17 protein-coding genes and 1 pseudogene are annotated in these 26,615 nt (G+C 41.9%); 13 read left to right on the plus strand and 5 right to left on the minus strand.

All coding sequences use genetic code 11. The annotated features are described in order from the left end of the window. Positions 1 to 225 precede the first annotated feature (225 nt). The 10 genes and pseudogenes from DUT71_RS17135 (at position 226) to DUT71_RS17175 (ending at position 17,468) form a co-directional block, all read left to right on the plus strand. The gene (locus DUT71_RS17135) at positions 226 to 4,170 is read left to right on the plus strand and encodes a two-component regulator propeller domain-containing protein (protein WP_113663773.1); all 3,945 of its coding nucleotides are present in this window, start codon (positions 226 to 228) and stop codon (positions 4,168 to 4,170) included. A gap of 152 nt (positions 4,171 to 4,322) precedes the next feature. Continuing rightward, positions 4,323 to 4,478 carry a hypothetical protein gene (locus DUT71_RS20265; protein WP_162796094.1) on the plus strand — a complete coding sequence of 52 codons (156 nt, stop codon included), beginning with the start codon at positions 4,323 to 4,325 and terminating at the stop codon, positions 4,476 to 4,478. Between the two features lie 49 nt (positions 4,479 to 4,527). Further along, on the plus strand, positions 4,528 to 7,662 hold the full coding sequence (locus tag DUT71_RS17140; RefSeq protein ID WP_205313980.1) for a SusC/RagA family TonB-linked outer membrane protein: 3,135 nt from the start codon (positions 4,528 to 4,530) through the stop codon (positions 7,660 to 7,662). Positions 7,663 to 7,671: 9 nt separating this feature from the next. Further along, positions 7,672 to 9,303, plus strand: a complete 1,632-nt coding sequence (locus DUT71_RS17145) for a RagB/SusD family nutrient uptake outer membrane protein (RefSeq protein WP_113663774.1) — start codon at positions 7,672 to 7,674, stop codon at positions 9,301 to 9,303. 2 nt (positions 9,304 to 9,305) lie between these two features. Then, positions 9,306 to 9,920 (plus strand): annotated as a pseudogene (locus DUT71_RS20610) (DUF5017 domain-containing protein); the annotation flags it as partial. Positions 9,921 to 10,290: 370 nt separating this feature from the next. Further along, entirely contained in the window at positions 10,291 to 11,541 is a 1,251-nt protein-coding gene (locus DUT71_RS17155; protein WP_113663776.1) for a glycoside hydrolase family 88 protein, read from the plus strand. 12 nt (positions 11,542 to 11,553) lie between these two features. After that, positions 11,554 to 13,404, plus strand: a complete 1,851-nt coding sequence (locus tag DUT71_RS17160; protein WP_113663777.1) for a heparinase II/III domain-containing protein — start codon at positions 11,554 to 11,556, stop codon at positions 13,402 to 13,404. 17 nt (positions 13,405 to 13,421) lie between these two features. Continuing rightward, a complete protein-coding gene (locus tag DUT71_RS17165) occupies positions 13,422 to 15,356 on the plus strand; it encodes a sialate O-acetylesterase (protein WP_113663778.1) in 1,935 nt (644 codons plus the stop codon). Between the two features lie 28 nt (positions 15,357 to 15,384). Further along, a complete protein-coding gene (locus DUT71_RS17170; protein WP_113663779.1) occupies positions 15,385 to 16,911 on the plus strand; it encodes a glycosyl hydrolase 53 family protein in 1,527 nt (508 codons plus the stop codon). 11 nt (positions 16,912 to 16,922) lie between these two features. Further along, a complete protein-coding gene (locus DUT71_RS17175; RefSeq protein WP_113663780.1) occupies positions 16,923 to 17,468 on the plus strand; it encodes a hypothetical protein in 546 nt (181 codons plus the stop codon). A gap of 27 nt (positions 17,469 to 17,495) precedes the next feature. On the opposite strand, the gene DUT71_RS17180 is transcribed toward DUT71_RS17175, so the two are convergent. Continuing rightward, a complete protein-coding gene (locus DUT71_RS17180) occupies positions 17,496 to 18,197 on the minus strand; it encodes a 4'-phosphopantetheinyl transferase family protein (RefSeq protein WP_113663781.1) in 702 nt (233 codons plus the stop codon). A 149-nt stretch (positions 18,198 to 18,346) separates the two neighbouring features. Continuing rightward, the gene (locus tag DUT71_RS17185; RefSeq protein ID WP_113663782.1) at positions 18,347 to 19,045 is read right to left on the minus strand and encodes an SMUG2 DNA glycosylase family protein; all 699 of its coding nucleotides are present in this window, start codon (positions 19,043 to 19,045) and stop codon (positions 18,347 to 18,349) included. A gap of 154 nt (positions 19,046 to 19,199) precedes the next feature. Here DUT71_RS17185 and sucD point away from each other — a divergent pair, with 154 nt between their 5' ends. Next, positions 19,200 to 20,072 carry a succinate--CoA ligase subunit alpha gene (gene sucD / locus DUT71_RS17190; RefSeq protein WP_113663783.1) on the plus strand — a complete coding sequence of 291 codons (873 nt, stop codon included), beginning with the start codon at positions 19,200 to 19,202 and terminating at the stop codon, positions 20,070 to 20,072. Between the two features lie 154 nt (positions 20,073 to 20,226). Then, positions 20,227 to 20,718, plus strand: a complete 492-nt coding sequence (locus DUT71_RS17195; protein WP_113663784.1) for a methionine-R-sulfoxide reductase — start codon at positions 20,227 to 20,229, stop codon at positions 20,716 to 20,718. 193 nt (positions 20,719 to 20,911) lie between these two features. On the opposite strand, the gene DUT71_RS17200 is transcribed toward DUT71_RS17195, so the two are convergent. From DUT71_RS17200 to DUT71_RS17205, 3 genes are all read right to left on the minus strand, one after another. After that, positions 20,912 to 22,126 carry an MFS transporter gene (locus tag DUT71_RS17200; RefSeq protein WP_113663785.1) on the minus strand — a complete coding sequence of 405 codons (1,215 nt, stop codon included), beginning with the start codon at positions 22,124 to 22,126 and terminating at the stop codon, positions 20,912 to 20,914. Positions 22,127 to 22,239: 113 nt separating this feature from the next. Continuing rightward, a complete protein-coding gene (locus DUT71_RS20270; protein ID WP_205313981.1) occupies positions 22,240 to 22,422 on the minus strand; it encodes a hypothetical protein in 183 nt (60 codons plus the stop codon). A gap of 171 nt (positions 22,423 to 22,593) precedes the next feature. Continuing rightward, complete coding sequence (locus DUT71_RS17205) at positions 22,594 to 23,181, minus strand: RNA polymerase sigma factor (protein ID WP_113663855.1); 588 nt, start codon at positions 23,179 to 23,181, stop codon at positions 22,594 to 22,596. Positions 23,182 to 23,794: 613 nt separating this feature from the next. Between DUT71_RS17205 and uvrA the strand changes: the two genes are divergently transcribed. Next, the gene (uvrA, locus tag DUT71_RS17210) at positions 23,795 to 26,596 is read left to right on the plus strand and encodes an excinuclease ABC subunit UvrA (RefSeq protein ID WP_113663786.1); all 2,802 of its coding nucleotides are present in this window, start codon (positions 23,795 to 23,797) and stop codon (positions 26,594 to 26,596) included. Positions 26,597 to 26,615 lie beyond the last annotated feature (19 nt).

A 26,615-nucleotide genomic window follows, 5' to 3' on the forward strand; every position in this document is an offset into this window, starting at 1 on the left:
AAATCAAAAAACGGCACTACTTACAGGCTAAAACGCCTTTCATGCAAAATTTAAATTTGGTTATACTATTCCAAATCTATTTAAGGTGTTTGTGGTGGGAGTGGCAATATTGTCCAAATCATTTGATAAAATAGTCTGTTGGGGCAGACGAGCTATTTTATTCCAAATAGGAAATTCCTATCTTGCTTTCTACTTTTCCGTAACCAATTTATAAGCCATAGTTTCATGAGATACCTGTTTTGGTTGTTGCTGCTCTTCGTTTCATCCCCTGTGGCCACTGCGCAGAAAACAATTGCTACACTCCAACATCGGGATTTGATGGCGGAGCAAACACTTAAGATTACGCAGGACCAAAAAGGTTTCATCTGGATTTCGAACCGCTTTGGTATTGATCGGTACGATGGCTACCATGTAAAGCATTACGAAATTCCAATGCTGGCCAATGCCAATCCTGTGAGGTACATCAACGTGCTGTCTAACAATAAAAAGCAGGTTTTTGCCTATACCAGTAACGGAGGGATTTATCAATACCATGCCGCTGCGGATACTTTCCAATTGCTCACTAACCTTAATTTTTATGTAAGAACCTTGAGTATTGATTCCGATGGTGACATCTGGTTTGGAACCAACGGCCGTTTTGGCCTCTTTAAAGATGGAAAAGTGACCAACCTGCTGGCGCCACCGCCGCTCAAAGGGCTTTTAGTAAAAGACATTATCGAATACGGCGCCAACCAAAAAATTATCGTAGCGGATTATGGATTGTTTTGGCTTAGTGAAAATAACTTAAAACTTAGCCATTTTTTTGACCAACCGTTGCGGCAAAGCTTAGGCAATTTGCAGATAGAGACTGCACATTGGGACAAAGCCCTGCAAACGTTATGGATTGGAACAGTAGGAGGTAGATTGTTGAGCTATCATCTGCCCTCAAAGAAATTGGAATCGATCGCGTTGTCTTCAGCCAATCAAGCCATGATCATGTGTATTGCCGAATCCAATAGCCGTACACTGGTGGTTGGTACAGATGGGGCAGGAGTTTTTTTAATAGATAAGCTAAAGAAAAGCGTGGTTGGCAAATATAGCCAATACGAAACCGTGGAGCATTTAAGTGGCGACGCCATTTACGATATTTTTAAGGACAAGGATAACCGAATGTGGATTGCCACCAACGGCGGAATAAACCTAATGGAAACGCCGTTAAATGGGTTTCATGTGGAATTTAGACATGATGATAAACCCAATTTAATTGCAAAGGACGTGGTTACTTGCTTAATGCAGGACCGCCGTAAAAACCTGTGGTTTGGTACCAACGGAGGTTTATCGTTAAAAAATGCAACTAATGGCGTTGTGAGTTTTCTGCTTAATTCGGTCTATATCCTTTCTATTTACCAGGCTAAAGATGGCCGTATTTGGGTAGGTACTTATGGGGCCGGGGTTTATGTGCTTAATGAACAGGGCAGTATTTTGGCCCATTATGTGAAGAAGAATAACCAAGCCAACGGTATCGGCACTAATTTCATTTACAGCATTACCGAAGATCAGGATGGGAACCTTTGGCTAGGCGGGAAAAAGGGGCCCAGCAGTAAGCTTGATCTCAAAACACAGCAGTTTAGCCATATTGCCTTGAGCCAGGTTAATCATTTGACCAAAAATTTAAAAGGCCATATTTTGGCTGCCACCGAAGTTGGGCTTTTTGAAATAGCGCCACAAACGCTTAAGGTACAAGAGCATCCCATCACCAAAGCATTAAAAAGTAAATATGTTTGCGATGTTTATTTGCAGGGTGATAGTACTTTATGGCTAGCTACCTACGGTGGGGGCTTGCTACGCTACCAAAACAAAAAGGGCAAACTGCAATATGTGAACACCTATCACCGTAGTGCGCAGGAAATAGCCTACAGTTTGGTGCCTGATGGTGATGCGCAACTTTGGGTAGCCTTTAAAGACAAAATTGCCGCCGTGAACACCAAAACTCTGGCGGTGAAAAACTATCCTAAAAAGCTGATGCCCCTGAACATGAGCTTTTTTCAAACCGCAAGGATGAGGAGCAGTTCGGGAGAAATTTTCTTTGGCGGTACCAAAGGTTTTATTTCTTTCCATCCAAAAACCATTAGTACACCAAGCTATTCAGAAAATATCGTATTCCTAAATTTCAATTTGTTTAATAAAGAAGTTAAGGCTGGAGAAAAAGATTCGCCTTTGGCGCAACCGCTCGATAATACTTCGTTCATTACCCTACAACATCATCAGCATTCCTTTTCGCTAACATTTACCACCGTTAATTTTAGTCAGGCCGTAGAACGAAAATTTATTTGGAAATTAGATGGGCTTGACAAAAACTGGGTGGGGCCATCGGCAGAAAATACGGCAAATTATACCAACCTGGCGCCGGGGAAATATTTTTTTCACGTAAAAGCGATAGGGAACAATAACGAAGTATTGGACGAAAGGTCAATTGCACTGATCATTAAGCCCGCATTTTATAAAACCTGGTATGCCTACCTGCTTTACCTTGCCGTAGTTTGCGGATTGGTTTATTGGTGGATGCGCCAAACCAAAATGAGGGCTTATCTAGAAAGTTCACTCGCTTTTGAAAAGAAAGAAAAGCAACGCACCGAGGAATTGGCGCAAGCTAAGCTGAGTTTTTTCACCAATGTTTCGCACGAAATCAGGACACCGGTAACTCTTATTCTTGGCCAAACCGAAAATTTGATGAACGTGAGCAGCCTGCAACCTAGTTTACAGCAAAAGTTGGCGGGAATACATAAAAATGCCTCGAGTTTGGGTGCATTGATTAACGAATTACTTGATTTCAGGAAACAGGAACAGGGCCATGTAAACCTAAAACTAGAAACTACCGATCTTGTGGCTTTGCTGCATGAATTTTTGAATGGTTTTTTTGCGCTTGCCCAACAACAGCATATCCATTTGAAGTACCAACATCCTCCAGAAGAAATAAGGTTACACTTGGACAGGAAGCAGATGGAAAAAGTGGTCAACAATTTACTCTCCAATGCCTTTAAGGCGTGCAAGCCAGGTGATACGATTACCGTTAAAGTGGAAACAGAGGATCAGGAAGTACTGATAAGCGTAGCAGATACCGGAAAAGGCATTGCACAGGACCAGCTCATCCATGTTTTTGACGCATTTTATCAGGTTGATCCTTCAGCAAACCCCGGCACGGGAATAGGTTTGGCAATTTCAAAAAGTATCGTGGAACTGCATGGGGGAAGTATTCAGGTTTCATCTAAGGAAGGCGGGGGAAGTACGTTCGTGGTAAGGATGAAGCGGGAGGTTTTGGCCTCTGTACCGCAACATAGGTTTTTGCTTGATGGGGCAGAAGCCGCAAATACGGAAGAAACCAGCGAAACAATGTTGGATCCTAACTTGGCACAGGAAATTGAAAAAAGAAAACTGTTGTTGGTAGAGGATAATGACGAATTGAGAGCATTTGTAGGCGAAATTTTAAAACCTTTGTTTAGGGTAATTACGGCCAATAATGGTGAAACAGGTTTAGAATTGGCCAGAAAAGAACAGCCCGATTTGCTCATCAGTGATGTGATGATGCCTGGGATGTCGGGCACGGAGCTTTGTGCCAAAATTAAAAGCAATTTTGATACTTGCCACATTCCTGTAGTGCTGTTAACGGCTAAATCAGCAGTGGAACATCAATTGGAAGGCCTGCGTACCGGAGCCGACGACTATATTACCAAACCATTTCATACCAAACTGCTTATACAACGTTGCAGTAATTTGGTTAATGCAAGGCAAGTACTAAAAGCCAAGTATTTTAACCAACCCGGATTGGCGCAACAACAGGAAGTGGCTACCACCGAAATGGATCGAAAATTTATTGACCAAGCCACGGCAATTGTCGAAAACCATTTGCACGGCGAAATAGATGTGAACCTGCTTGCTGCGGGAATGGGCCTCAGCAGATCGTCGCTGTTCAGTAAATTAAAAGGTGTTACAGGACTTACACCCAATACTTTCATTTCCAATATCCGTTTAAAAAAGGCTGCTGATATGTTGCAACATTCACATGAACTGAACATTAGCCAAATTGCTTATCACCTGGGTTTCAGCAGCCCAAGATATTTTAATAAATGCTTTAAGGAATTGTATGGCTATGCGCCGCAGGAATATCGCAAAAAGTATCACGGATATTCCTAAAATAGCTTTCGCTGGATGATTTTGTCAAAATCTTTGGATGATATTATCACCCTCAGGCCAAATTACCGCGCTAAATTTGTTGAATGTTGTTGCCATTCCGGCATGCCAACCGCTGCGGATGAAACCTAACCTTTAACCAAATATTAAGCTTTATGACGAAGTTGGTACTACAAGTATTAGCCTTACCGCTAACTGTAATTATTGAGCAATTATTGGCCAGGGCCAATACCACTTTCATGGTGCAATTCTTAAATGCTCAGGAAACCCCAAATCTTAATTTAAACTTTAGGGCAATTGCCACACGATAGTTTCTGAGATGAACTGTAGAAACTAATTTCCCAAACGATCAAACCAGATATGCAACTAAAAACCAATAAATTAAAACAGCCATTTTTCACCAAGTTAGTTTTAGCTGTGCTTAGTGTAATGTGTTGTGCCTTAGCGGCAAGTGCCCAAAACGTAAAAGGTAAAATTACCGATGATGAGAACCTGGGCATGCCAGGTGTAAGTATTTCCCTAAAAGGTACAGCAACGGTGGCTTTGTCTGATAGTTTGGGCAATTACAGCATCAACATCCCGGCAGGCAATGGTAATCCTGTACTGGTTTTTTCGATGTTGGGTTTTCAGCGCCAGGAAATCATCGTAAACCAAAGAACATTACTTAACATTAAGCTTGTACGCGAAATTAATGACCTGAGCGAAGTAGTGGTGATTGGTTATGGAACCGTAGCCAAACGTGATTTAACTGGAGCGGTAGATAAGGCTGATATCAAAGAAATGCAAAAGGCCTCGGTGTTGGGCTTCGACCAAAGTTTGGCAGGCCGTGTGGCCGGAGTAAACGTGGTATCAGGCGAAGGTAGGCCCGGGGCTGAGGCTGATATCGTGATCAGAGGTGCAAACTCGTTAACCCAAAATAACAACCCTTTGTATGTGATTGATGGTTTCCCTGTAGAAACGTCGATGAGTAACGCCATTGATCCAAAAGATATCGAGTCCATAGAAATTTTGAAGGATGCATCGGCAACAGCCATTTATGGAGCAAGAGGCGCCAATGGGGTTGTAATGATTACTACCAAAACTGGAAAGGACGCTAAACCAACCATTAGTTATGATGGCTTTTACGGTGTCCAGTCGGTACTGAAAAAAATGGAAATGATGGATGGTTATGAGTTTGTGAAGTTGCAAGGCGAAGTTTTTGGAACTCAAACCATGGAAGACTACTACTTTTTTGGTGGACGAACTTTGGAAAGTTACCGTGGAACAGGAAAAGACTTCCAGGATGATATGTTTAGAACGGCACCTATGCAAAAACATGGACTTTCTATCCTTTCGGGCAACGCAGGCACTAAATACAATCTTTCCTTTTCCTACACCGGGCAAGATGGCGTAGTGCTCAATACTGGTTTTGATCGCGTTCAGGGACGTTTTTCTTTAGATCAAGATGTTAGGAAGTGGTTAAAGCTAGGTGCAAAACTAACCTACTCCAGAAGTAAGTATAGCGGCACTTTCCTTTCTGATGGTACAGCTACTTATAATATCATGCAAAATACTTGGGCCTACAGGCCAGTGACGGGCTCTAGTAATTTTGATCTGGAAAATGATCTTTTCGACCCCATCCTTAATTCCAATGATAATTACAGGATTAACCCAGTAGTTGCAGTTAAAAATGAGCAAAACGACAATGTCTTTACATTTATGATGGCCAATGGCTATGTGGATGTTAATATCCTACGTAATCTAAAATTTAGGACCATTGTTGGCTACTCCAAAAATAACATCCGCAACGATATTTTTAACAACTCGAAAAGCCGTAGTGGCAACCCACTTACCACAACTTTAGGCGTTAATGCCGGGCAAATGTATGATGAAAAATCAAACTGGCTGAACGAAAACACCCTAACCTATAACCTAAAAAAACGTAAACATGCTTTCGAGGCCATGGGCGGTTTTTCGTTACAGTACGAAGACCATTTGTACAACTATACCCGCATGCAGCAAATCCCTTATGAAACCTTGGGCATGAGCGGCATGGATCAGGGCAGTTTCTACTCCATGAACACTTATCGCAACGATTGGACCCTCATGTCGTACTATAGCCGTATAAACTACAACTACGCCGGTAAATACTATTTTACGGGTACCATGCGGGCCGACGGTTCTTCCAAATTTTCGCCGCAAAACCGCTGGGGCTATTTTCCTTCTGCGTCCCTGATGTGGCGTTTTAGCAGCGAAAAATTCATGAAATCATTCAAGTTTGTGGACGACGCCAAACTTCGCCTAAGCTGGGGAACTACAGGCAATAACCGGGTAGGTGAATATGCTTCTCTTCCGCAAATTACCGCACTAAGGCCCGATCGCTATTATTTTGGTGGCGAGCTGATTATTGGCAGCGCCAAAACGGTAATGGGCAATCCCGAGTTGAAGTGGGAAAGTACCGTAATGACAAACATTGGGCTTGATTTAAGCATGCTGAAAAAACGGCTAAACCTTACCGTTGAAGTGTATCAGAAAAGAACGAAAGACCTTTTGTTAAATGCACAATTGCCAGGATCATCGGGATACCTCAGTTCCTTTAAAAATATTGGGGAAGTAGAAAACCGTGGATTGGAAATTACGCTCAACACCATTAACATGAAAAAACGGGATTTCATGTGGACTTCCAGTTTCAACATCGCTTTCAATAGAAATAAAGTGATTTCGCTAACCGAAAATCAAGAAACCCTAGCTACTTCGGTGTGGTGGGAATATAGCCGTGATACGCAACCAGCCTACATTGCCAGAAAAGGCGAACCGGTAGGTTTAATGTTCGGATTTGTTTACGACGGCACCTACAAGCCAAGCGAGTTTACCCAAACTGGAAGTACCTATTATTTAAAAGACAACATTGCCTATCCAGGCTCTAGGGCAAACGTCAGACCAGGTGATATGAAATATCGCGACATTAATGGCGATGGGATTATTGACGCTAACGACCGAACAGTGATTGGCAACGGATTTCCGCTGCACACTGGCGGCTTGAACAATACTTTTAGCTATAAGAATTTCGATTTAAGCGTGTTTTTCCAATGGAGTTATGGAAACGACATCCTGAATGCCAACAAATATATGTTTGAGCGTTATTATATGCCACATTCTAACATGTATGCTTCTTATGCCAACAGGTGGACGCCCGAAAATCCGAACAGTAATATTCCGAGGGTTAATGAAGGTTCGGGCAGTTACTATTCATCTTACGGTATTGAAGATGGTTCCTATTTGCGCTTAAAAACCGTTGCCTTGGGCTACAACCTGCCAGCAAAACTGTTAGGTAAATCATTTGTCCAAAGCTTGAGAATGTATGTTTCGGCGCAAAACTTATGGACCTGGACCAACTATACAGGGATGGACCCGGAAGTTTCAACGAGGCCCGGAGCACTAACCCCTGGTTTTGATTTCTCGGCTTACCCAAGATCCAATACCATCACATTTGGTTTAAATATGAATTTAAAATAGCATCCAAACATGAAAAATAACATCCTATTCATCAGCTTGTTCAGCGTGTTGCTATTGAGCAGCTCTTGCAAGAAATTTTTAGAAACTACGCCCAAAGATTTCCTCTCCCCAGAAAATTATTTCCGTAACGAAGCCGAAGTGAAAAGTGCTTTAGCTGGTATCTATGTAACTCTCGGCAGTCACTTTACCTACGGTAGGTACATGGTAATTGACGGCGCAATGGACGATTTAGGCTATTGGAACCAGGCCGAAGTAAACCTGATTGATCGCCTTTCAGGCTGGAACTACACCGCTGCGCAGCCACAAATTATGATGATGTGGCAACGCCTGTACGAAGGCATTGAACGGGCAAACGTGCTTTTGGAAAATATTGATAAGGCTGAAATGGACAATGCGGTACGCGTTAAATACATTGGCGAAACCAGATTTTTAAGAGCCTATTACCATTACCTGCTCACCGATTTGTGGGGCGATATTCCGGTACGCTTAAAATCAAATGCAAGCGTTACCCATGTAAATATACCACAAACAGCATCAAGTGAGGTATTGCAAATGGTAGTTGCCGAAATGGAAGATGTGATCAATGCCAACACCTTGGAGCCTGCCACCGCTTATAGCCATACCAGCAGAGTGAGCATTACGGTAGCACAGGCCATACTCGCACGTATTTATCTTAAAATGGCAGGCGAGCCCCTAAAAATGGCAGGCATGTATGAAAAGGCCCTTTTTTGGGCTACTAAAGTCAAAGAAAGTGGGTTGCACAAACTCAATCCAAACTATGATGAAATCTTTACCAACCACTCTAAAAACATTTACGAAACGCAATATCGTGAGAGCATGTGGGAAGCTGATTTTACTGGAAACCCAACCACCGATCCGGGGAAAGATGATAAATATAGCTGGGTTGGGGTCACCAATGGCATTATTTGTTATGATGAGTCCGATGCTTTAGGCTATTCCTACGGTTATATCAGGGTAAGGCTAAAACTTTGGGATTTGTTTGAGGATACCGACAAGCGCAAGTATCGCAGCATTGCCCCGCACCGTTACAACGTGACCAGCCCAGGGCCTTATAATCAAAAGCTAACCACTTTTACTGCTATTGCAGATAGGTGTTCGGCAAAATGGCGCAGGGAGGAGGAAACGCTGAAGCCAAAAGTGAAAAACAACAACGAAACTAATTTCCCCATCATCAGATATTCAGATGTGCTTTTAATGATTGCAGAAGCGGAGAATGAATTGCATGGCATAACCAATGTTGCATTGGAAGCCATTAACGAGGTGAGGGCAAGAGCCGGGGTAAAACCTTACGCCACTTCTACAGGTAGTACGGTAATCACCATTACGAACACGGATGACCTGCGACAAGTAATTAGGGACGAAAGAGCCAGAGAACTATGTTTTGAGGGAATTAGAAAGCATGATTTAATACGTTGGGGCATATTTGAACAAGCCATGCAACAGGCCGCTGCCGAACCGTTCCTTTCAGCAAATAACGGAAACGGACGTACTGCAAATGCTTCACAGCGTACCATTATGGCGGCAATAGCAAGTAAGATGACCGAAAAATACAGGCTGTTCCCTATCCCGCAAAAAGAACTGAACCTTAACAATCAAATGAAACAAAATAGATTTTGGTAGATATGATAATAAAGAAATTGATCTTATTGGTTGGCGTTATCATTGTTTTTGCATCATGTAAAAACAATGATTTAGCTACACCCGAATTTAGTGTAAGCGTAGCCACTGAAAATGCAGTGCAAACCGATGATGGCATTCCCGTTTTTAAAGTGGGAAGCAGTGTAAGGTTTAATTTTAGCGGTGCCGTTGATATGGTAACTTTTTATTCCGGAGAACCAGGAATGATGTACCAGCACCGCGATAGAACTAAAATACAAGGATTGCCCTACCTACAGTTTAACACACAGATAGAAAATGGAAATATGCCCTCTGGCTTTTTCCATGTGCTACTCTCGTCTGATTTTGCGGGCTTTACCAAAGATCGTGTAAAGGATGCCGAAAATATTACCAAGGCCACTTGGACTGATATTACCGATCAATGTAATCTCCCAACCACACAAACTACACAGCTATCTCCTAAAATTGATTTAACTGCGTATGCGAGTAAACCTTTATATGTTGCCTTTAAATACGATAGGCCAGTGAATACCGACTTCCCTCGCTATCAGGTGCGGAATTTTAGGGTAGCCAACCAAGCCGACGGCACCGATTATGATATTATGAGAACAGGAAACGCCGGATGGACAGCTTTTGATTTCAACGCAAGGCCAACCGAAGACCCTTATCTGGCCACGGGTGGGGCGGCGGCTAACCGCATTTGGGATTTCAGGAATGCTTCAAGCGACGACAGGATCAGCATTGGCTACAACAGTACTTTGGCCAGTAACGATTGGGCCGTCACCACGGCAATTGACCTTACTTCCATCTCTCCCGATTTGGGGCAGGGAATTAAGGCATATAACGATGATCGTTTAAAAGAATACCAATTCATTTACAATAAAGTAGGAACTTTTACCGTAAGCTTTGTCGCCACAAATTCCAAATATGATCAAGCGGTAACCACCGTAAAAGAAGTCAAAATTAAAATCATTAACTAAGCCATAAACCATGAAACCTAAAGCGATCTTGCCGATACTATTTCTTGCCCTCAGCACCTTGCTGGCCTTTGTAGCCGATCCAAACGAAATGTCTTTTGTGAAACAGCATTTTTCTGCTTCCGAAAAACAGCTCGGTAAATTATTAGATACCGCCAACCGGGTGGACACGCTCTACCCCAGAACAATTGATCAATGCGGTAAGGTAATATTCACCAATATGTATGAATGGACCTCTGGCTTTTTTGCAGGTAGTTTGTGGTACGGCTATGAAGGTACCGGAAACCCTCAGCTTAAAGCCCAAGCCATTAAATGGACCGAAAAGTTAGAACCTCTAAAAAGCTTTACCGAGCATCACGATTTAGGTTTCATGGTTTATTGTAGCTACGGCAATGCCTATCGCATGACTAAAAACGAAAAATATAAAGATATTTTGGTGCAGGCAGCCCAGTCGTTAAGTACACGTTTTAGTGAAAAAACCGGTGTAATTAAATCATGGGACAAGTTTGGCTCTTGGGATGGGAAAGGCCGCTATGATTTTCCGGTAATTATCGATAACATGATGAACCTTGAACTGTTATTTTTTGCTTCAAAGGTTACCGGCAACCAAAGCTATCGGGAAATTGCGTTGAGCCATGCCGAAAAGACCATGCAAAACCAAATACGTGATGATTACAGTTCCTATCATGTGGTATGTTACGATCCGCAAAATGGAAAAGTACTTTCGAGGGAAACGGCCCAGGGCTACGCCAATAATTCTACCTGGGCCAGGGGGCAGTCGTGGGGCATTTATGGATTTACCATGACCTATCGGGAAACGCAGGATCCTAGATATTTGAAAGTTGCCTCAAAAATGGCTGATTATTATATTGATCACAGCGATTTACCTTCTGATTTTGTGGCCTACTGGGATTTTAACGCTAACCAAAACGGATACACTCCATCAATACGCTCAAAAGCCAAAGATACGCCCACCAATTATCGCGATGCCTCGGCAGCCGCCGTTACAGCATCAGCCCTGCTGGAATTAAGTACTTTTAGTGGTATAAACGCCAAAAAATATCGCGATGCCGGAGTAAAAATTCTTAAAAGCCTAAGCGGTTCGGCCTATTTTGCAAAATATGGTACCAACGGTGGGTTTTTGTTGAGGCATAGCGTGGGCAGCATAGCCCATGGTGTAGAGATAGATGTGCCTTTAGTTTACGCAGATTATTATTATCTTGAAGCTTTGAATAGATACAGGAAAATATTATCGGCAGCCTAGTTTTTAAATGAGATGAAATTTTTAACCCTGCTGGTCAGTCTGTTTTTTGCAAGTGCCACCTATGCACAGCAAATAGATGTTGCTAAAATCAAGGCACATCCCCGTTTATTGCTTCTGCAAGGCGACGAAGAACACATTAAAACCGAAATCAAAAAAGAGAAAGCTTGGGCTGACGTGAACTATGCCATTATAGAAGAAAGTAAGGCCATCTTAAAACTTGCGCCCATGGAAAGAAAGTTGATTGGTCGCCGTTTGCTTCAGGTTTCCAGGGAAGCATTGCGCCGCGTATTCTATCTTTCCTACGCATGGCGGATGACAGGCAGTGACGAGTATTTTAAAAAATGTGAAGAAGAACTATTAGCGGTTTCCGGTTTCGAAGATTGGAATCCCAGTCACTTTTTGGACGTGGCCGAAATGACTATGGCCGTATCCATCGGTTACGATTGGTTGTATCCGAAGTTATCAAAAAACTCCAGAGACATGATCAGCAGGGCAATTATTGAAAAAGGCTTAACTCCAGCCCTTGATCCGAAATACAATGGTTGGCAAAGAGGGAAGAACAACTGGAACCAAGTATGCAATACGGGAATTAGCTACGGGGCGCTTGCCGTTTTTGAGCAACAGCCTGAAATATCTACGCAAATCATCCAAAAAGCTATCCAAAGTATCAAATTGCCTATGGCCGCTTATGCACCCGAAGGAAATTATATGGAAGGCTACAGCTATTGGGCCTACGGAACTTCGTTTAACGTGTTTTTTATCAGTGCGCTCGAAAAACTTTTCGGTACCGATTTTGGCTTGTCGGCACAACCAGGGTTTCTGCAAACTGCAGCTTTTTACGAAAATCTGGTTGGTACCTCAGGCCTAGCCTTTAACTATGGCGATGCAGGCGGAATAGAAGGGTTGCAGCCAGCAATGTTTTGGTTTGCCGATAAACTAAAAGATCAATCGCTGCTCTTTATCGAAAAAGAATACCTGCTTACTTCAAAATACAATGTCAAATCAAACCGCTTGTTGCCTGCCGCCATGATTTGGGCAAAAGGCGTTAAAATAAATGATATTGCCACTCCCACTACAAACCTTTGGTTTGGTAAAGCTGAAAATGAAATTGCGGTGCTAAGAAGCGGCTGGACAAAAGGAAAAGATATTTATGTAGGTTTCAAGGGCGGAACCGCTTCGGTGGGGCATGCCCACATGGATGCCGGATCTTTTGTGCTGGATATGGATGGGGTAAGATGGGCTTCGGAACTTGGCATGCAACAATATAATTCGCTTGAATCTGCCGGTTTGAGCATTTGGGACATGAGCCAGAAATCACAACGCTGGCAGGTTTTCCGCTTAAATAACCATTCCCACAATACCTTAACCGTTAACGGTAAGCTACACAATATGGCTGGCAATGCTAAACTGGTTTCCAAAACAACGGATCCCAATTTTACCGCCGCGGTTTTTGATCTTTCTACGGTGTTTTGGCCCGATTTGAGCCAAGCCCAAAGGGAAATTTCCATCATTAATAAAACACGAGTGGCCTTGCAGGATGAACTCACCGCAGGCGATAAGGAAGTGACCGTAAGATGGGCCATGCTTACCCAGGCAAAAATAGAAAGTTTAACAAATGGCACCGCACTTTTAAGCAGTAAGGGCAAGCAATTGAAAGTTCATGTGGAAGGTTTGGCTGAAGTAAAACTGCAAACCTGGACTACCGATCCGCCAAAAAGTTACGATGCGCCAAACCCAGGAACCATTCTATTGGGCTTCGAATTTAAGCTCCCCGCCAACAGCAAAAAAAACATTCGGGTCTTATTTACCTCTCCCGATAAAAATGAATCAACTAAAGCCAATTTAAAACCGCTCGAGAACTAATGCAAATCCTTTGAGAAATGAAAAAAGCAGCTTATTTACTATTCTTTCTGAGCTTATGGATATGCTCGGCCCATGGAGATGTAACCCTGCCAAAGCTTGTGAGCAATGGCATGATACTACAACGAGACCAAAAAGTAAAACTCTGGGGCTGGGCCTCTCCTAACGAAGAAATTACCATCGAATTTAATGGACATACCGTTAAAACCATTGCCGGGCAAGACCAAAAATGGCAAGCCTTTTTACCTGCAATGAAAGCAGGGGGTCCCTATCAAATGACCATAAAAGGAAATAACACGATGGTGCTAAAAGATATTTTGTTAGGTGATGTTTGGCTATGCTCTGGACAATCCAATATGGAATTCCTGCTCTCTAAATCCAAGGAGCTTTACAGGAACGAAATTGCCAGTTCTACGAACAATCAAATCAGGGAATTTTCAGTGAAGAACAGATATAGCTATGTTTTACGACAAGACATTGATGAAGGTTCATGGAAAAGTGCCAATCCGCAAAATGTTTTGGGCTTTAGCGCCGTTGGTTACTTCTTTGCCCTTAACCTTTACCAAAAATATAAAGTGCCCATTGGCATTATCCACTCAAGCTACCCCGGCTCCCCGGCAGAGGCCTGGATGAGCGACGAAGCATTGCAACAATACCCACATTATCTGAAAAAAGCCGCTCCATATAAAGATGAAGCCTTTGCACAGGCCGCATTGCAAAAAGACAAACAAACTCATGATCAATGGTTTGTGGAACTTAATAAAAATGATAAAGGATTGAATGGTAGAACACCGATATGGTCAAAGCCTAATATCAATGTTGCCGAGTGGAAAAAAATTAAAGTGCCGGGCGCATGGGAAGATCAGGGAGTGGATGTTGATGGTGTAGTTTGGATGCGCAAACAAGTAAATGTGCCCCGTGAAATGCTTGACAAACCCAATTACCTCGAACTGGGTTTGATAGATGATATTGATACCACTTATTTAAATGGCGTTGCCCTTGGAACAAAGAATAACCGATATTTGGAAAGACGCTACCAAATCCCAAATGGTTTACTAAAAGCGGGGGAAAATGTCATTGCCGTAAGAGTTGTGGATAAAGAAGGTAGGGGTGGTATCATCCCTGGTAAGCAATATCGATTGGGCAACGCAGAAAAATATATCGATTTAACTGGCGACTGGCTTTATCAAATTGGCCACCAAATGCCAGCTATGCCAGTAAAAACCTTTTTAAGGCTGGAGTACATGCCCGGGATCCAATATTTTAGCAAACTGCTACCTATTGCGGGCTATACCATTAAAGGCGTAGCCTGGTATCAGGGAGAGGCCAACACCGGTAACCCTAATGAGTATAGAACACTGTTGCCGGCCATGATCAAAGATTGGCGTAACTTATGGGGACAGGGAGAATTCCCTTTTCTGATTGTGCAATTGGCCAATTATTTGGCACCTCCTACTGAACCTCAAGACGGTGGCTGGCCAAGGCTACGCGAAGCACAGGCCTTTGTGGCCAATACGGTGCCCCATGCTGGCTTAGCTTTGGCCATCGATATTGGGGAGGCAAATGATATTCACCCCCTAAATAAAAAAGATGTAGGCTACCGGCTTGCCTTAAGCGCCTACAAAGTGGCTTATGGAGATAAAAATGTCATTGATCCAGTTACACAATATGATTCCATGAAAGTGGAAGGCGATAAAATCATCATTTCATTTAAAAATTTAGGCCATGGGCTACAGGCAAAAAATGGTGAATTAAAACAGTTTGCCATTGCTGGTGCCGACAAAAAGTTTTACTGGGCCAAAGCAACCATCAAAAATGGTAAGGTAGAAGTTTGGAGTAGCCAAGTGAAGCAGCCCGTGGCAGTACGCTATGCCTGGGCAAACAACCCCGAAGGAAGTAACCTATATAATCTAAATGGCTTGCCAGTAGCACCGTTCCGAACCGATAACTGGTAGCCCTCAAATAAAGAAAGGAACCACTCACATGATTTGTAAAAACAGCATCATCAGGATTTGTATTGCCCTAACTTTTTTGGGCATTGGCCTAGCTTCTTGCAAAAAGAAAGCCGCAGAACAGCCCGTAAACCCAGAAAAGGAATTGCCCAAACCTAACTTAATACAAACGGTAGGAGTTAGATCGGTTAATAATTTTGAATTCCTAAAAGGAGCCGATATTAGTCATGTTACGATGATGGAACAGCAAAATCGATTGTTCTTTAACACTACCGATCAGCAGGATTTATTTCTACTGTTAAAGCAACGAGGCCTAAACAGCATCAGGTTGAGGGTTTGGGTTAATCCGGCAGGGCCATATTTTTACAGCAGCATTGCCGATGTGGTTGCCAAAGCACTGCGTGCAAAAGCTGCAGGACTATCTATCTTATTGTCGTTTCATTATAGTGATAGCTGGGCTGATCCTTCCCAGCAAAATATTCCGGCCGCTTGGACCAGCTATACCTTGGCCCAAATGAAAACTGCGTTGGCCAGCCATACCACAGATTGTTTAAATGCCCTTAAGGCCAATGGCATTACTCCAAAATATGTGCAAATTGGCAATGAAACCGATTATGGTATGTTGTGGCCAATGGCCGATATCAGGATTGCTGGCAATATGGTTAACTATGCAGCTTTGCATAAAGCTGGCTATGATGCGGTAAAGGCGATTGATCCCTCTATTAAAGTAATGGTGCAGTTTTCTAAAGGTTATGATAATGCTAACTGCAAAGCGGTTTTAAATGGTTTAATTGCCAATGCCGCAACTTTTGATGTTGTAGGGATTTCGGTTTATCCGGTGCTCGAAACTTATCATGCCAATATAGAAGACAGTTTGGACAATCTAGCGGATTTAGTAGCCACTTATAACAAAGAGGTAATGGTGGTAGAATGTGGCTATTATCAAAATGACCCTAAACGCACACGGGAAATGATTTTTAGACTGTTAGACGGCGTACATGCTTTAGCCAACCAAAAAGGCTTGGGGGTTTATTATTGGGAACCTCAGTATTATCATCGGCCGCCAATTAACAAAAGTACTTTTGATGCCACTACAAAAAGCCCAACAATCGGACTAGATGGCTTCTCCCTGGTAAGAAATCCGGGATTTGAAGTGGATGAAGCAGCTGCGGCATCGCCGGCACAATGGCAAACCGCGGGCAGTAATCCCGATGCAAACTACTTGGAGGGCAATCCGCATACCGGAAGTTATCGGTTAACACATTTTAAAAATAGCGGTTATAATGTAGAAACCAATCAAACCATAACAGGTTTAACCAACGGCATGTACACGTTGCAAGCTTGGGTAAGAAGTGGTACTGGATTGCTGGAAAATTACCTTTTCGCACGTGATTTTGGAGGAGCCCAAATGAAAGTAGCCATCAGCCCGGGCTCAACCTGGACCAAGCTAAGGATAGAGAACATCAATGTGAGCAACGGGCAGTGCATTATTGGCATGTACACCCGAGGCAACAACATCTACAGTAGTGTCGATAATTTCCAATTTTATAAACAATAACAATTTAATCAATGAAAAAGAAACTGATTTTTGCTGCTTTGGGAGCTTTAGCTTACCTCAGTGCGAATGCGCAAAATACACCGATTATCCCCAATGGAGATATGGAAATTTGGAATGCGGGTAAACAATTTCCAAAACAATGGGGTACATTTTATACGATAGAAAAGGAAGGGATTTTCTCCCGGTCAACCGAAGCGCATTCTGGAAAATTTGCCATACAAGCCACTTTTGAACCTCAAAAAGAATTTGATAACCGTCGGTTTTTTGCGCAGCCCTTTAATTTGGAGGCTGGCAAGCACCAAGTTAAATTATTCTTGAAAGGAAGTGGCGATATCCGTTTTGTTGCGCTACATAAAAAAGACAGCAACGCTGCGGGTAAAAACAGTAGTTCTAATATTGCGGGTACACCGTTCATTGGCAAGGTAGAACATCAGGAATGGAAAGAGTACATCTTAGATTTTGATATCATTGATGCCGACAGCTACCAACTTACCATTTGCTTTAATGCAGCAAATAAGCTACTGTTCGACGATATAACCGTAATAAAACTGAAATAAATAAAATGGGTTTAGCAATTTGGTTGGCTAAACCCAATTCCATAATGTTAACTCCTTTTGGTCTATAGCAGTGGCAATACTGGCCACATAGTTTTCGCCAATGGTAAAGGTTCGCATTTTAAAAATTTCCTCGTCCCAACGCAACTGTTCATTTAAGCATTCTATTAAATGGAGGTTGTCGCTAACTCCTTCACCACTAGCTTTTAATAAAGCCTCCTTTCGGGTCCACATAACGTAAAAATTTTTAGGGTCTACACGTTTTTCTCCAATAAAGGCAATTTCGTTTTTAGAAAAAGTAATGTCCAAAATGGATTTGAAATCAAATTCCCCATTTAAAAACTCAATATCAATACCTACCGCTTTGGGGCTAATGGCAATAAGTACATAATCGCCGGTATGGCTAATGTTAAACTCTATGCCCTTTACCGTTGGTTTTCTAAATTCATGGAAAATAAATTCAATGGCCTGCGGAGTGGTATTTAAGCACAAGGATAAGATGCTGCGCAAACAAAATTTACTCACCACGTAACGTTCTTTGTCTTTTTGGGTGAACATTCTGCTGGCCTTTTCTTGTTCCCGTTCAGAGAGCACGTCGGCCAGTTCTTTCTTGATTTTCTGGAAATGATTGTTGATATCAATCCTGAATACGTGCGTTTTGTCTGTATCTAGCGATTGTCCGGTGGAATAAGGTTTCCAGGCATGATCGTAGCTCAACAGCGAGTCTATCATTTTTAATGTTTAGTATAGTTAGTTTCAGCTCGAGAACTTGTAAGTAAATATCGTTAAATTTCTTTTCTGGGCGAATTTATTGTGGGAATTTTATAAAATATTGCCTTGTTGTTGGTAAAACAGGTGAAAAAAGAGCTGAAAAACTGTTTTCAGTTGTCTTTGTTTTTTAATGCCAGCAGGTATTTGTCAATATATAATTGTTTTTCTCGGGATTTGTATTGTTGGATAAATCGTGGGTGTTCCAGTATGCTCAGTTTTTCAAATAATTTTTCCGTATGGTTAATTTTTTGGATAAAATTTGCGTTTTTCTTGCCTAAAATAAAAACCTCAGAAGTGTCTAACCCTAAGCTGATGTGTTTTTTTAAAGATAAAACCATAAAATCTTTCACCATCTCAAATAGCTTGGCGTCATCGTAATAATTGGCGTTAAGCCATTTGCCATCTTTCGCCCTTCGGATAATGGCCAAAGGAAAGGGCGAGTTGATATAGAAATCCTGATAAAAGGTGGCCGCCCCACCATAGGCCGAAATCATGTCATACATAAAAACCGAAGAGATTTCATGCGTACGGGCCGATTGCATTTTGATCCCGCAAACACTTTCCAACCGTTTGGTATCCGTAAAGGGAACGCCTGTTACCCCGGCGCCGTGGCGGCTTGGATTAATGCCAACTATAAATTTTCGAGGGCCAAAATCACTGTAATATTTATGATAAAACTGCTGCATAACCTCCATGGTTTCTGGATGGTTCATATAGGGGTTCAATACCTGAAAATCATTAGGGAGTGCCCCATGGTAATGCAGTTGACGATTGAAAGCAATGACTTGGCTGGCAAAGTTTTTTTCCATGTGAGAAATAATGCTTAAAAATAGATCGTTTTTGATCAGATATCAAGATCATACCTGTATGATTTGTAAAGAAATAAGTAGATGAGAAATAATATACTTTTAGAGTTGACATTCCGTAGCATTTAACTTAAGTTTGCACAAAAAAATAGATACAATGAGTGTTTTAGTAAATAAAGATTCTAAAGTAATTGTTCAGGGTTTTACCGGAAATGAAGGTACTTACCATGCTGAACAAATGATAGCTTACGGTACAAACGTTGTTGGTGGGGTAACCCCTGGCAAAGGCGGTCAGGAACATTTAGGCAGGCCTGTTTTTAACACGGTTAAAGATGCGGTTGATAAAGCTGGCGCTGATGTATCTATTATTTTCGTACCTCCTCCGTTTGCAGCTGATGCCATTATGGAAGCTGCAGAAGCAGGCATTAAAGTGATCGTTTGTATTACTGAAGGCATCCCAACCAAAGACATGATTGCGGTGAAATCTTACCTTTCTGATAAAGATAGCCGTTTAATTGGTCCTAACTGCCCAGGTGTAATCACTGCTGACGAAGCTAAAATCGGTATTATGCCAGGTTTTATCTTCAAAAAAGGTAATGTTGGGGTAGTTTCTAAATCTGGTACTTTAACCTACGAGGCAGTTGATCAGGTGGTTAAAGCTGGTTTAGGTATCACTACCGCAATTGGTATCGGTGGTGACCCCATTATTGGTACTCCTACTAAAGAAGCGGTAGAGTTATTGATGAACGATCCAGAAACTGAAGGTATCATCATGATTGGTGAAATTGGCGGTGGCATGGAAGCCGAAGCTGCTCGTTGGATCAAAGAAAACGGTACTAAGCCAGTAGTAGGTTTTATCGCTGGTCAAACTGCGCCTGCTGGACGTAGAATGGGCCATGCCGGTGCAATTGTTGGCGGCGCTGATGATACCGCTGCTGCAAAAATGAAAATTATGCGTGAGTGTGGTATCACCGTAGTAGAAAGCCCTGCGGAAATTGGTGCTGCAATGGCGGCTTTGTTGAAAAAATAGTCTCGACAAATATATTTTTTAAAAGCGTCCCAACTTTTGGGGCGCTTTTTCTTTTTACAGGGAATGCAAAACTTACTTCGGTATGAAAATCAACAAACGATTAATGTTTATTTTTGTTTAAAGGCATAAGCCCATTACCAATTGTAAACCCGCCATGAAATCAATTTTTAATCGTATCACACTAATTGGGTTACTTGCGCTGAGCAGCAGTTTTGTAGCTTGCGCCCAACAAAAGGAAGAAAAGAAAGCAACCCCATCAAAAACTACAAAAAAAATGGAATGGAATAAGTTAACACCCGAAGAAGAGAGAATTATTGTAAACAAGGGAACCGAATACCCTGGCACGGGCAAATACGATAAGTTTTTTGAAAAGGGAACTTATATCTGCAAAAGATGTAATGCGCCTTTGTACAGATCAGATTCGAAATTTGATGCTCATTGCGGCTGGCCAGCCTTTGACGACGAAATTAAAGGAGCCGTAAAGCGAATCCCAGACCCTGATGGGCAGCGTACAGAAATTGTTTGCGCCAATTGTGAGGCACATTTGGGCCACGTATTTGTAGGAGAATTTTTAACTGCCAAAAATACACGCCATTGCGTAAATTCCCTTTCCATGACGTTTGTTCCGGATAAAAAAGAGCAATAGAAAGACATCGTCGTAAAATTTGGCAATATTTAAAAAAGAAAGCGGAGTAAACGTTTAAAGTTTGCGCCGCTTTTTTATTTCTATTCGCCATTGCGAGGAAGAATGACGAAGCAATCCTAAAGCATTAGTTGCATCGTGTAATTGGATGCTTTTGTCCCTCACAATTACGGTTAAATGTGTAAGCTGATAAAAATTAAACGGCTTCCGTTATTGCCTCTTCAATTTCTATTTTACTTGCCACTTTTTCCGAAGCTTTCGTTTTCGAAAATCTTCTGATTAGCCCATAAGCAAAAAAAGATCCGCATAGCGCCATGCCAGCTCCAACTAAAGAAGGATAGTTGTAGCTCAAGCCATAAACTAATGGGAAACCTCCAAATAGGGCGCCTAAGGCGTTACCTATGTTAAAACTGGCTTGGCTGGCTGAGGCAGCAATCATTTCAGAACCCTTGGCGGTTTTAATCATCAACATTTGAATAGGTGCTGCAGAAGCAAAAGCAATTGCGCCAGTTAAAAAAGTAGTAATTAAGGCTAACGTTGGGCTGGATGAAACGAAGAAAACAATCACCAAAATGGAGCACATGGCAAGCAGTAGCGAAACGCAGGCTTTGGCTGGCGAAAACTTGTCGGCCAAATAGCCGCCAAAAAAATTGCCTAAAAGCATGCCCAGTCCTGCCAGCATGAGGATGTAGGTTACACTGCCTTCGGCGAAACCTGCTACGTCGGTCATTAAAGGATTGATATAGCTGATCCAGCAAAACAAACCGCCTGTGCCTATGGAAATCATTAAGATGATGATCCATGCTTCACGTTTAGCAAAAAAACTAAGCTCACTTTTGATGTCGCGATTTTTAACTGGTGGTAAAAATGGCAACCAGTATCTTAAGCTCACCAAGGTAATGATACCCACTGCGGCAACAATAGCAAAAGAATACCGCCATGAAAAATTATGGCCAATGTAAGTGCCCAGTGGTACGCCAAACAAATTGGCAATGGTAAGTCCGGCAAACATCAGGGAAACTGCCTGTGCCTCTTTTCCCTTTGGAGCAATGCGGCTGGCCACTACCGAGCCTACGCCAAAAAAGGCTCCATGGGGTAAGCCCGAAAACAGTCGGGCGATAAATAAAGTGGTATAACTTGGTGCAAAAGCAGATAAGGCATTGAATACCGTAAATAAGCCCATTAAAGCAATTAGGATATATTTTGGGGGATATTTGCCTGCAATAATGGCTAACAAAGGTGCGCCAATCACTACACCTAGGGCGTAGGCCGAAATCAGATGTCCTGCTTGAGGAATGGTAATTGATAGGTCTTTGGCAATATCAGGCAATAGTCCCATCATCACAAATTCTGTAATGCCTATTCCTAAGCCACCAAATGTAAGGGGAATGAGTTTTTTGTTAACAAGCATATGCTTAGTGTTTTGTTTACACTAAGCAAAGGTAGCCGTTTTTATGATAGGATTTTGTCAGCTTAGGGTTAATTATCCTATTCATAAGAAAGGCCAGCAATGCTGGCCTTTTACTAACGCTTTTTAGCGTATTTTAAAATCTTGGCTATCGTTTCCGCTGAGGGTTCTCTGTACAGCTCGTCTAATTTAGGCTTAAGGGCTTCATACAATTTTTGGTCGGGGCTATCGGCCTGTTCCAAAGTGGGCTTCGATAAATTTTTTAATGAAGTTTGAGTAAAGGTTTTTGTCATACGCATTTATATCTTTTTGTTTAGAAATTAAACGCCGGCCAATAACCTTTATTTTATACTGATGATATTAAAATTAAAATAATTTAAAAAAGCCAATCGAAATAAGGCTAAACCTCTGTTAAAATGATAGTGGAGGTATTTGTTCCTCTATCAAGCCGCTTGTAACATTGTTGTTGCTTAGTTTCGGCTAACGCTTACTTCCTTAATGTTCATCATTTTTCGCAAATTGCTCAATGCGTAACGCATACGTCCCAACGCTGTATTGATACTCACATCGGTAAGTTCGGCAATTTCTTTAAAGCTCAAATCCGCATAATGGCGCATAATGAGTACTTCTTTCTGCTCGTCGGGCAAATGATGGATCATTTTACGCAAATCAGTATGTGTTTGTTCCCTGAGCATGCGCTCTTCGGCACTTTCTTCATGAATTTGGATCAAATTAAGCACGTCGGTTCCGTCAGAACTGGTAATGGTTGGCGTACGTTTTTCTTTCCTGAAGTAGTCAATTACCAAGTTATGGGCAATGCGCATTACCCAGGGTAAAAATTTGCCTTCTTCATTGTATCTGCCTGATCGTAGGGTATTAATTACTTTAATAAAAGCATCTTGGAAAATATCTTCAGCCAAATACTGATCTTTTACCAATAAATAAATAGAAGTGAAAATTTTGGATTTGTGCCTACGTAAAAGTTCTTCTATAACAGCTTCGTCACCGCCGATATATAACTTCACCAAGTCCTGATCACTAACCTGTTGTAACCTCATAGGAGTGTGTTTGATTAAACCCATCTTTATTAAACAATAAACACGTAAAAGTTTTAATCTATAGCTTTTCTCCTTTTAGTTTTTGGTTGGTGAATAATGAATGTTAATGTGTTACAATTTCAAAAGAAACATTTTTTTGTGAGATTCAAAGAATTAAATTGTTAAAAATTGTAAAAATGCCGAATAAACGCTAAAATCTTATGTCTTTTGATAATCGTTAATTTCATTTGCCTCCTTTAAATGTCCTAAAGAGACTTTCGTTATGCTGTCAAATTTTATACCAAATATAGTGAGCTGTTTTAAATTCCAGGAAAAGCATCCAGAAGATTCTTGGCATCGGGCCAAGGTATGTCCTGGCCATACAGCTGTTTTTGATCAGTTGTTAAAAACGGAGGACCAAAATGTTCCAGGTGGTATGCTGCTGCCAGAGTAGCTGAAAAAGGCAGGTCCTGGCATCACCATCCAAATTTCTGTTTTTACAAGGGCCAAAGCAGTTTAAACGATAAAAGCTATTGAGGGCCCTACTACTTTTTCGAATGCCTACTTTCCACTTTCGGCCAACAATTTTCAACTTAATAAGTTATCTTTGTAAATTACAGCGAAGAGGTAATCCATGAGCAAGGAACTAGAGAAAGATCCACATCAACATATATTAATTAAAGGGGCAAGGGTACATAATTTAAAAAATGTTGACGTTGCCATTCCAAAAAACAAATTTGTAGTCATTACAGGAATGTCTGGCTCGGGCAAGTCGTCATTAGCATTTGACACGCTGTATGCCGAAGGGCAACGGCGGTATGTGGAGAGCCTTTCGGCCTATGCCCGCCAATTTATGGGACGTATGAACAAGCCCGATGTGGATTATATCAAGGGCATTGCACCGGCTATTGCCATTGAGCAAAAAGTGATTACCTCCAACCCTAGGTCAACCGTTGGAACTTCTACTGAGATATATGATTACCTCAAGCTTCTTTATTCACGTATCGGCAGAACGTACTCCCCAATCTCGGGCAATGAGGTGAAAAAGGATACCGTGAGTACGGTTGTTGATTTTGTATCGGCATTGGCCGATGAGGAAGTGGTCACGATATTTTGTCCGCTGCATCCCCAAAATAAAAGAACCATTAAGGAAGAATTAGCCATCCTGCTACAAAAAGGCTTTCTGAGAGTTTCTTATCAAGGAGCAGTTAAAAAAATTGAAGACATTTTAGAAGACGATTCGATTAAGGATATAGAACTGACGGAACAAGATCAGGTTTTTATTTTGATTGACCGTATTGTGGTAGCCCACGATGATGAAACCCTGAGCCGTATTGCGGACTCGGCGCAAACCGCTTTCTTTGAAGGAAAGGGCGATTGCTATGTAGAACATGCCGGGAAACAGCACTTTTTTTGTGATAGGTTTGAGCTGGATGGGCTGAAATTTGAAGAGCCTACGCCAAATTTTTTCAGTTTCAATAATCCATACGGTGCCTGTAAACGTTGCGAAGGTTATGGAAACATCATTGGTATTGATGAAGATTTGGTCATTCCAGATAAAAGCAAAAGCATTTACGATAATGCCATTGCCCCCTGGCGTGGCGAAAAAATGGGCGATTGGCTAAAGCAATTCGTTAAAAATGCCGATAAATTCGATTTTCCAATCCACAGATCATATAGCGAACTTACTGAAGCGCAACAACAATTACTGTGGACCGGCAATAAATATGTTAGAGGTTTAGATGAGTTTTTTAAAGAACTGGAGGAACAAACCTATAAAATACAGTACAGGGTAATGTTATCACGCTACCGTGGCAAAACCAATTGCCCTGATTGCAGGGGTACACGTTTGCGCAAAGACGCGTCCTATGTAAAAGTAGGCGGAAAGTCTATTCTGGAGTTGGTTTTAATGCCGCTTTCAAGCATTTTGCCTTTCTTTGAGGGCCTTGATTTGACTGAAAACGAGCAAAAAATAAGTAAGCGTTTGCTTTCGGAAATCAGCAGCCGCATTTTATACCTCAATAATGTTGGTTTAGGATATTTAACCCTCAACCGTTTGTCAAACACCCTTTCGGGCGGCGAGAGCCAGCGCATCAATCTGGCTACTTCTTTGGGAAGTAGTTTGGTAGGCTCGGTGTATGTGCTGGACGAACCTAGCATTGGTTTACACCCCCGCGATACGCACCGGTTAATTGGCGTACTTGAATCGTTAAGGAACGTGGGTAACACCGTTTTGGTGGTGGAGCACGAGGAAGAAGTGATGAAAGCTGCCGATCATTTGATTGATATTGGGCCCGAAGCAGGAACCCAAGGGGGTAATTTAGTGTTCAGTGGTACCTACAATCAAATCATTAAAGATAAAAAATCTCTAACAGGAAAGTATTTATCTGGGGAGGAAAGTATTGAGGTCCCTAAAAAGCGTAGGAACTGGCACGACCATATCCTGATCAAAGGCGCCAGAGAAAATAATCTCAAAAATATCCAAGTAAAATTCCCATTGGGCGTGTTCACCTGTGTAAGCGGTGTTTCGGGATCGGGCAAAACAAGTTTGGTGAAGCGAATTTTATACCCCGCTTTGCAAAAGGCCATAGGTAACTATGCCGGTGAACAAACCGGTGCTTATGATGGCATTTTTGGGAATATTGATTTGGTACACCAGGTGGAAATGGTGGATCAAAATCCCATTGGCAGATCTTCGCGCTCCAACCCTGTAACTTATGTAAAAGCTTGGGATGATATCCGTACCTTATATGCTTCGCAAGCATCTGCTAAGGCCGCAGGCCTAAAACCATCGGCCTTTTCTTTCAACGTAGAAGGCGGTCGCTGCGATGTTTGCCAGGGTGAGGGTGAAGTGAAGATAGAAATGCAGTTCATGGCTGATATTTATCTGCCTTGCGAAGCCTGTAATGGAAAAAGATTTAAGCAACAGGTATTGGATGTAACATATCAGGACAAAAATGTGTCTGATGTGTTGGATATGACCATTGACGAGGCCGTATTTTTTTTCGCCAAAGAACCCAAGATTATGGCAAAACTACAGCCTTTAGTTGAGGTAGGCTTGGGCTATGTGCATTTAGGGCAATCCTCAAATACCCTTTCGGGGGGCGAAGCTCAGCGTATTAAGCTGGCTTCATTCCTGATTAAAGGTAACAATGCTCAAAAAGCGGTTTTTATTTTTGATGAGCCAACAACGGGATTGCATTTCCACGATATTAAAAAATTATTGAAAGCATTAAATACACTGATAGAGCAGGGCAGTACGGTAATAGTGATAGAGCATAATATGGATATGATTAAGAGTGCAGACTGGGTGATTGATATTGGTCCGGAAGGTGGCGACAAGGGCGGAAATGTCGTTTTTGAAGGCAAGCCAGAAGACCTAATTCGTGTAGAAAATTCATACACCGGACAGTTTTTAAAAGCACACCTTAAATAGTAACTTCGTAAAATATGCT

The sequence above is a fragment of the Pedobacter nanyangensis genome (assembly GCF_003313505.1).
Lineage (GTDB): Bacteria > Bacteroidota > Bacteroidia > Sphingobacteriales > Sphingobacteriaceae > Pedobacter > Pedobacter nanyangensis.

Coding starts and splice junctions, on each gene's coding strand:
- sucD (WP_113663783.1), top strand. CDS start 19,200: ATGAGTGTTTTAGTAAATAAAGATTCTAAAGTAATTGTTCAGGGTTTT.
- DUT71_RS17205 (WP_113663855.1), bottom strand. CDS start 23,181: ATGAGGTTACAACAGGTTAGTGATCAGGACTTGGTGAAGTTATATATC.
- uvrA (WP_113663786.1), top strand. CDS start 23,795: ATGAGCAAGGAACTAGAGAAAGATCCACATCAACATATATTAATTAAA.
- DUT71_RS17200 (WP_113663785.1), bottom strand. CDS start 22,126: ATGCTTGTTAACAAAAAACTCATTCCCCTTACATTTGGTGGCTTAGGA.
- DUT71_RS17155 (WP_113663776.1), top strand. CDS start 10,291: ATGAAACCTAAAGCGATCTTGCCGATACTATTTCTTGCCCTCAGCACC.
- DUT71_RS17195 (WP_113663784.1), top strand. CDS start 20,227: ATGAAATCAATTTTTAATCGTATCACACTAATTGGGTTACTTGCGCTG.
- DUT71_RS17185 (WP_113663782.1), bottom strand. CDS start 19,045: ATGGAAAAAAACTTTGCCAGCCAAGTCATTGCTTTCAATCGTCAACTG.
- DUT71_RS17135 (WP_113663773.1), top strand. CDS start 226: ATGAGATACCTGTTTTGGTTGTTGCTGCTCTTCGTTTCATCCCCTGTG.
- DUT71_RS17175 (WP_113663780.1), top strand. CDS start 16,923: ATGAAAAAGAAACTGATTTTTGCTGCTTTGGGAGCTTTAGCTTACCTC.
- DUT71_RS17160 (WP_113663777.1), top strand. CDS start 11,554: ATGAAATTTTTAACCCTGCTGGTCAGTCTGTTTTTTGCAAGTGCCACC.
- DUT71_RS17170 (WP_113663779.1), top strand. CDS start 15,385: ATGATTTGTAAAAACAGCATCATCAGGATTTGTATTGCCCTAACTTTT.
- DUT71_RS20270 (WP_205313981.1), bottom strand. CDS start 22,422: ATGCGTATGACAAAAACCTTTACTCAAACTTCATTAAAAAATTTATCG.
- DUT71_RS17145 (WP_113663774.1), top strand. CDS start 7,672: ATGAAAAATAACATCCTATTCATCAGCTTGTTCAGCGTGTTGCTATTG.
- DUT71_RS17180 (WP_113663781.1), bottom strand. CDS start 18,197: ATGATAGACTCGCTGTTGAGCTACGATCATGCCTGGAAACCTTATTCC.
- DUT71_RS20265 (WP_162796094.1), top strand. CDS start 4,323: ATGACGAAGTTGGTACTACAAGTATTAGCCTTACCGCTAACTGTAATT.
- DUT71_RS17140 (WP_205313980.1), top strand. CDS start 4,528: ATGCAACTAAAAACCAATAAATTAAAACAGCCATTTTTCACCAAGTTA.
- DUT71_RS17165 (WP_113663778.1), top strand. CDS start 13,422: ATGAAAAAAGCAGCTTATTTACTATTCTTTCTGAGCTTATGGATATGC.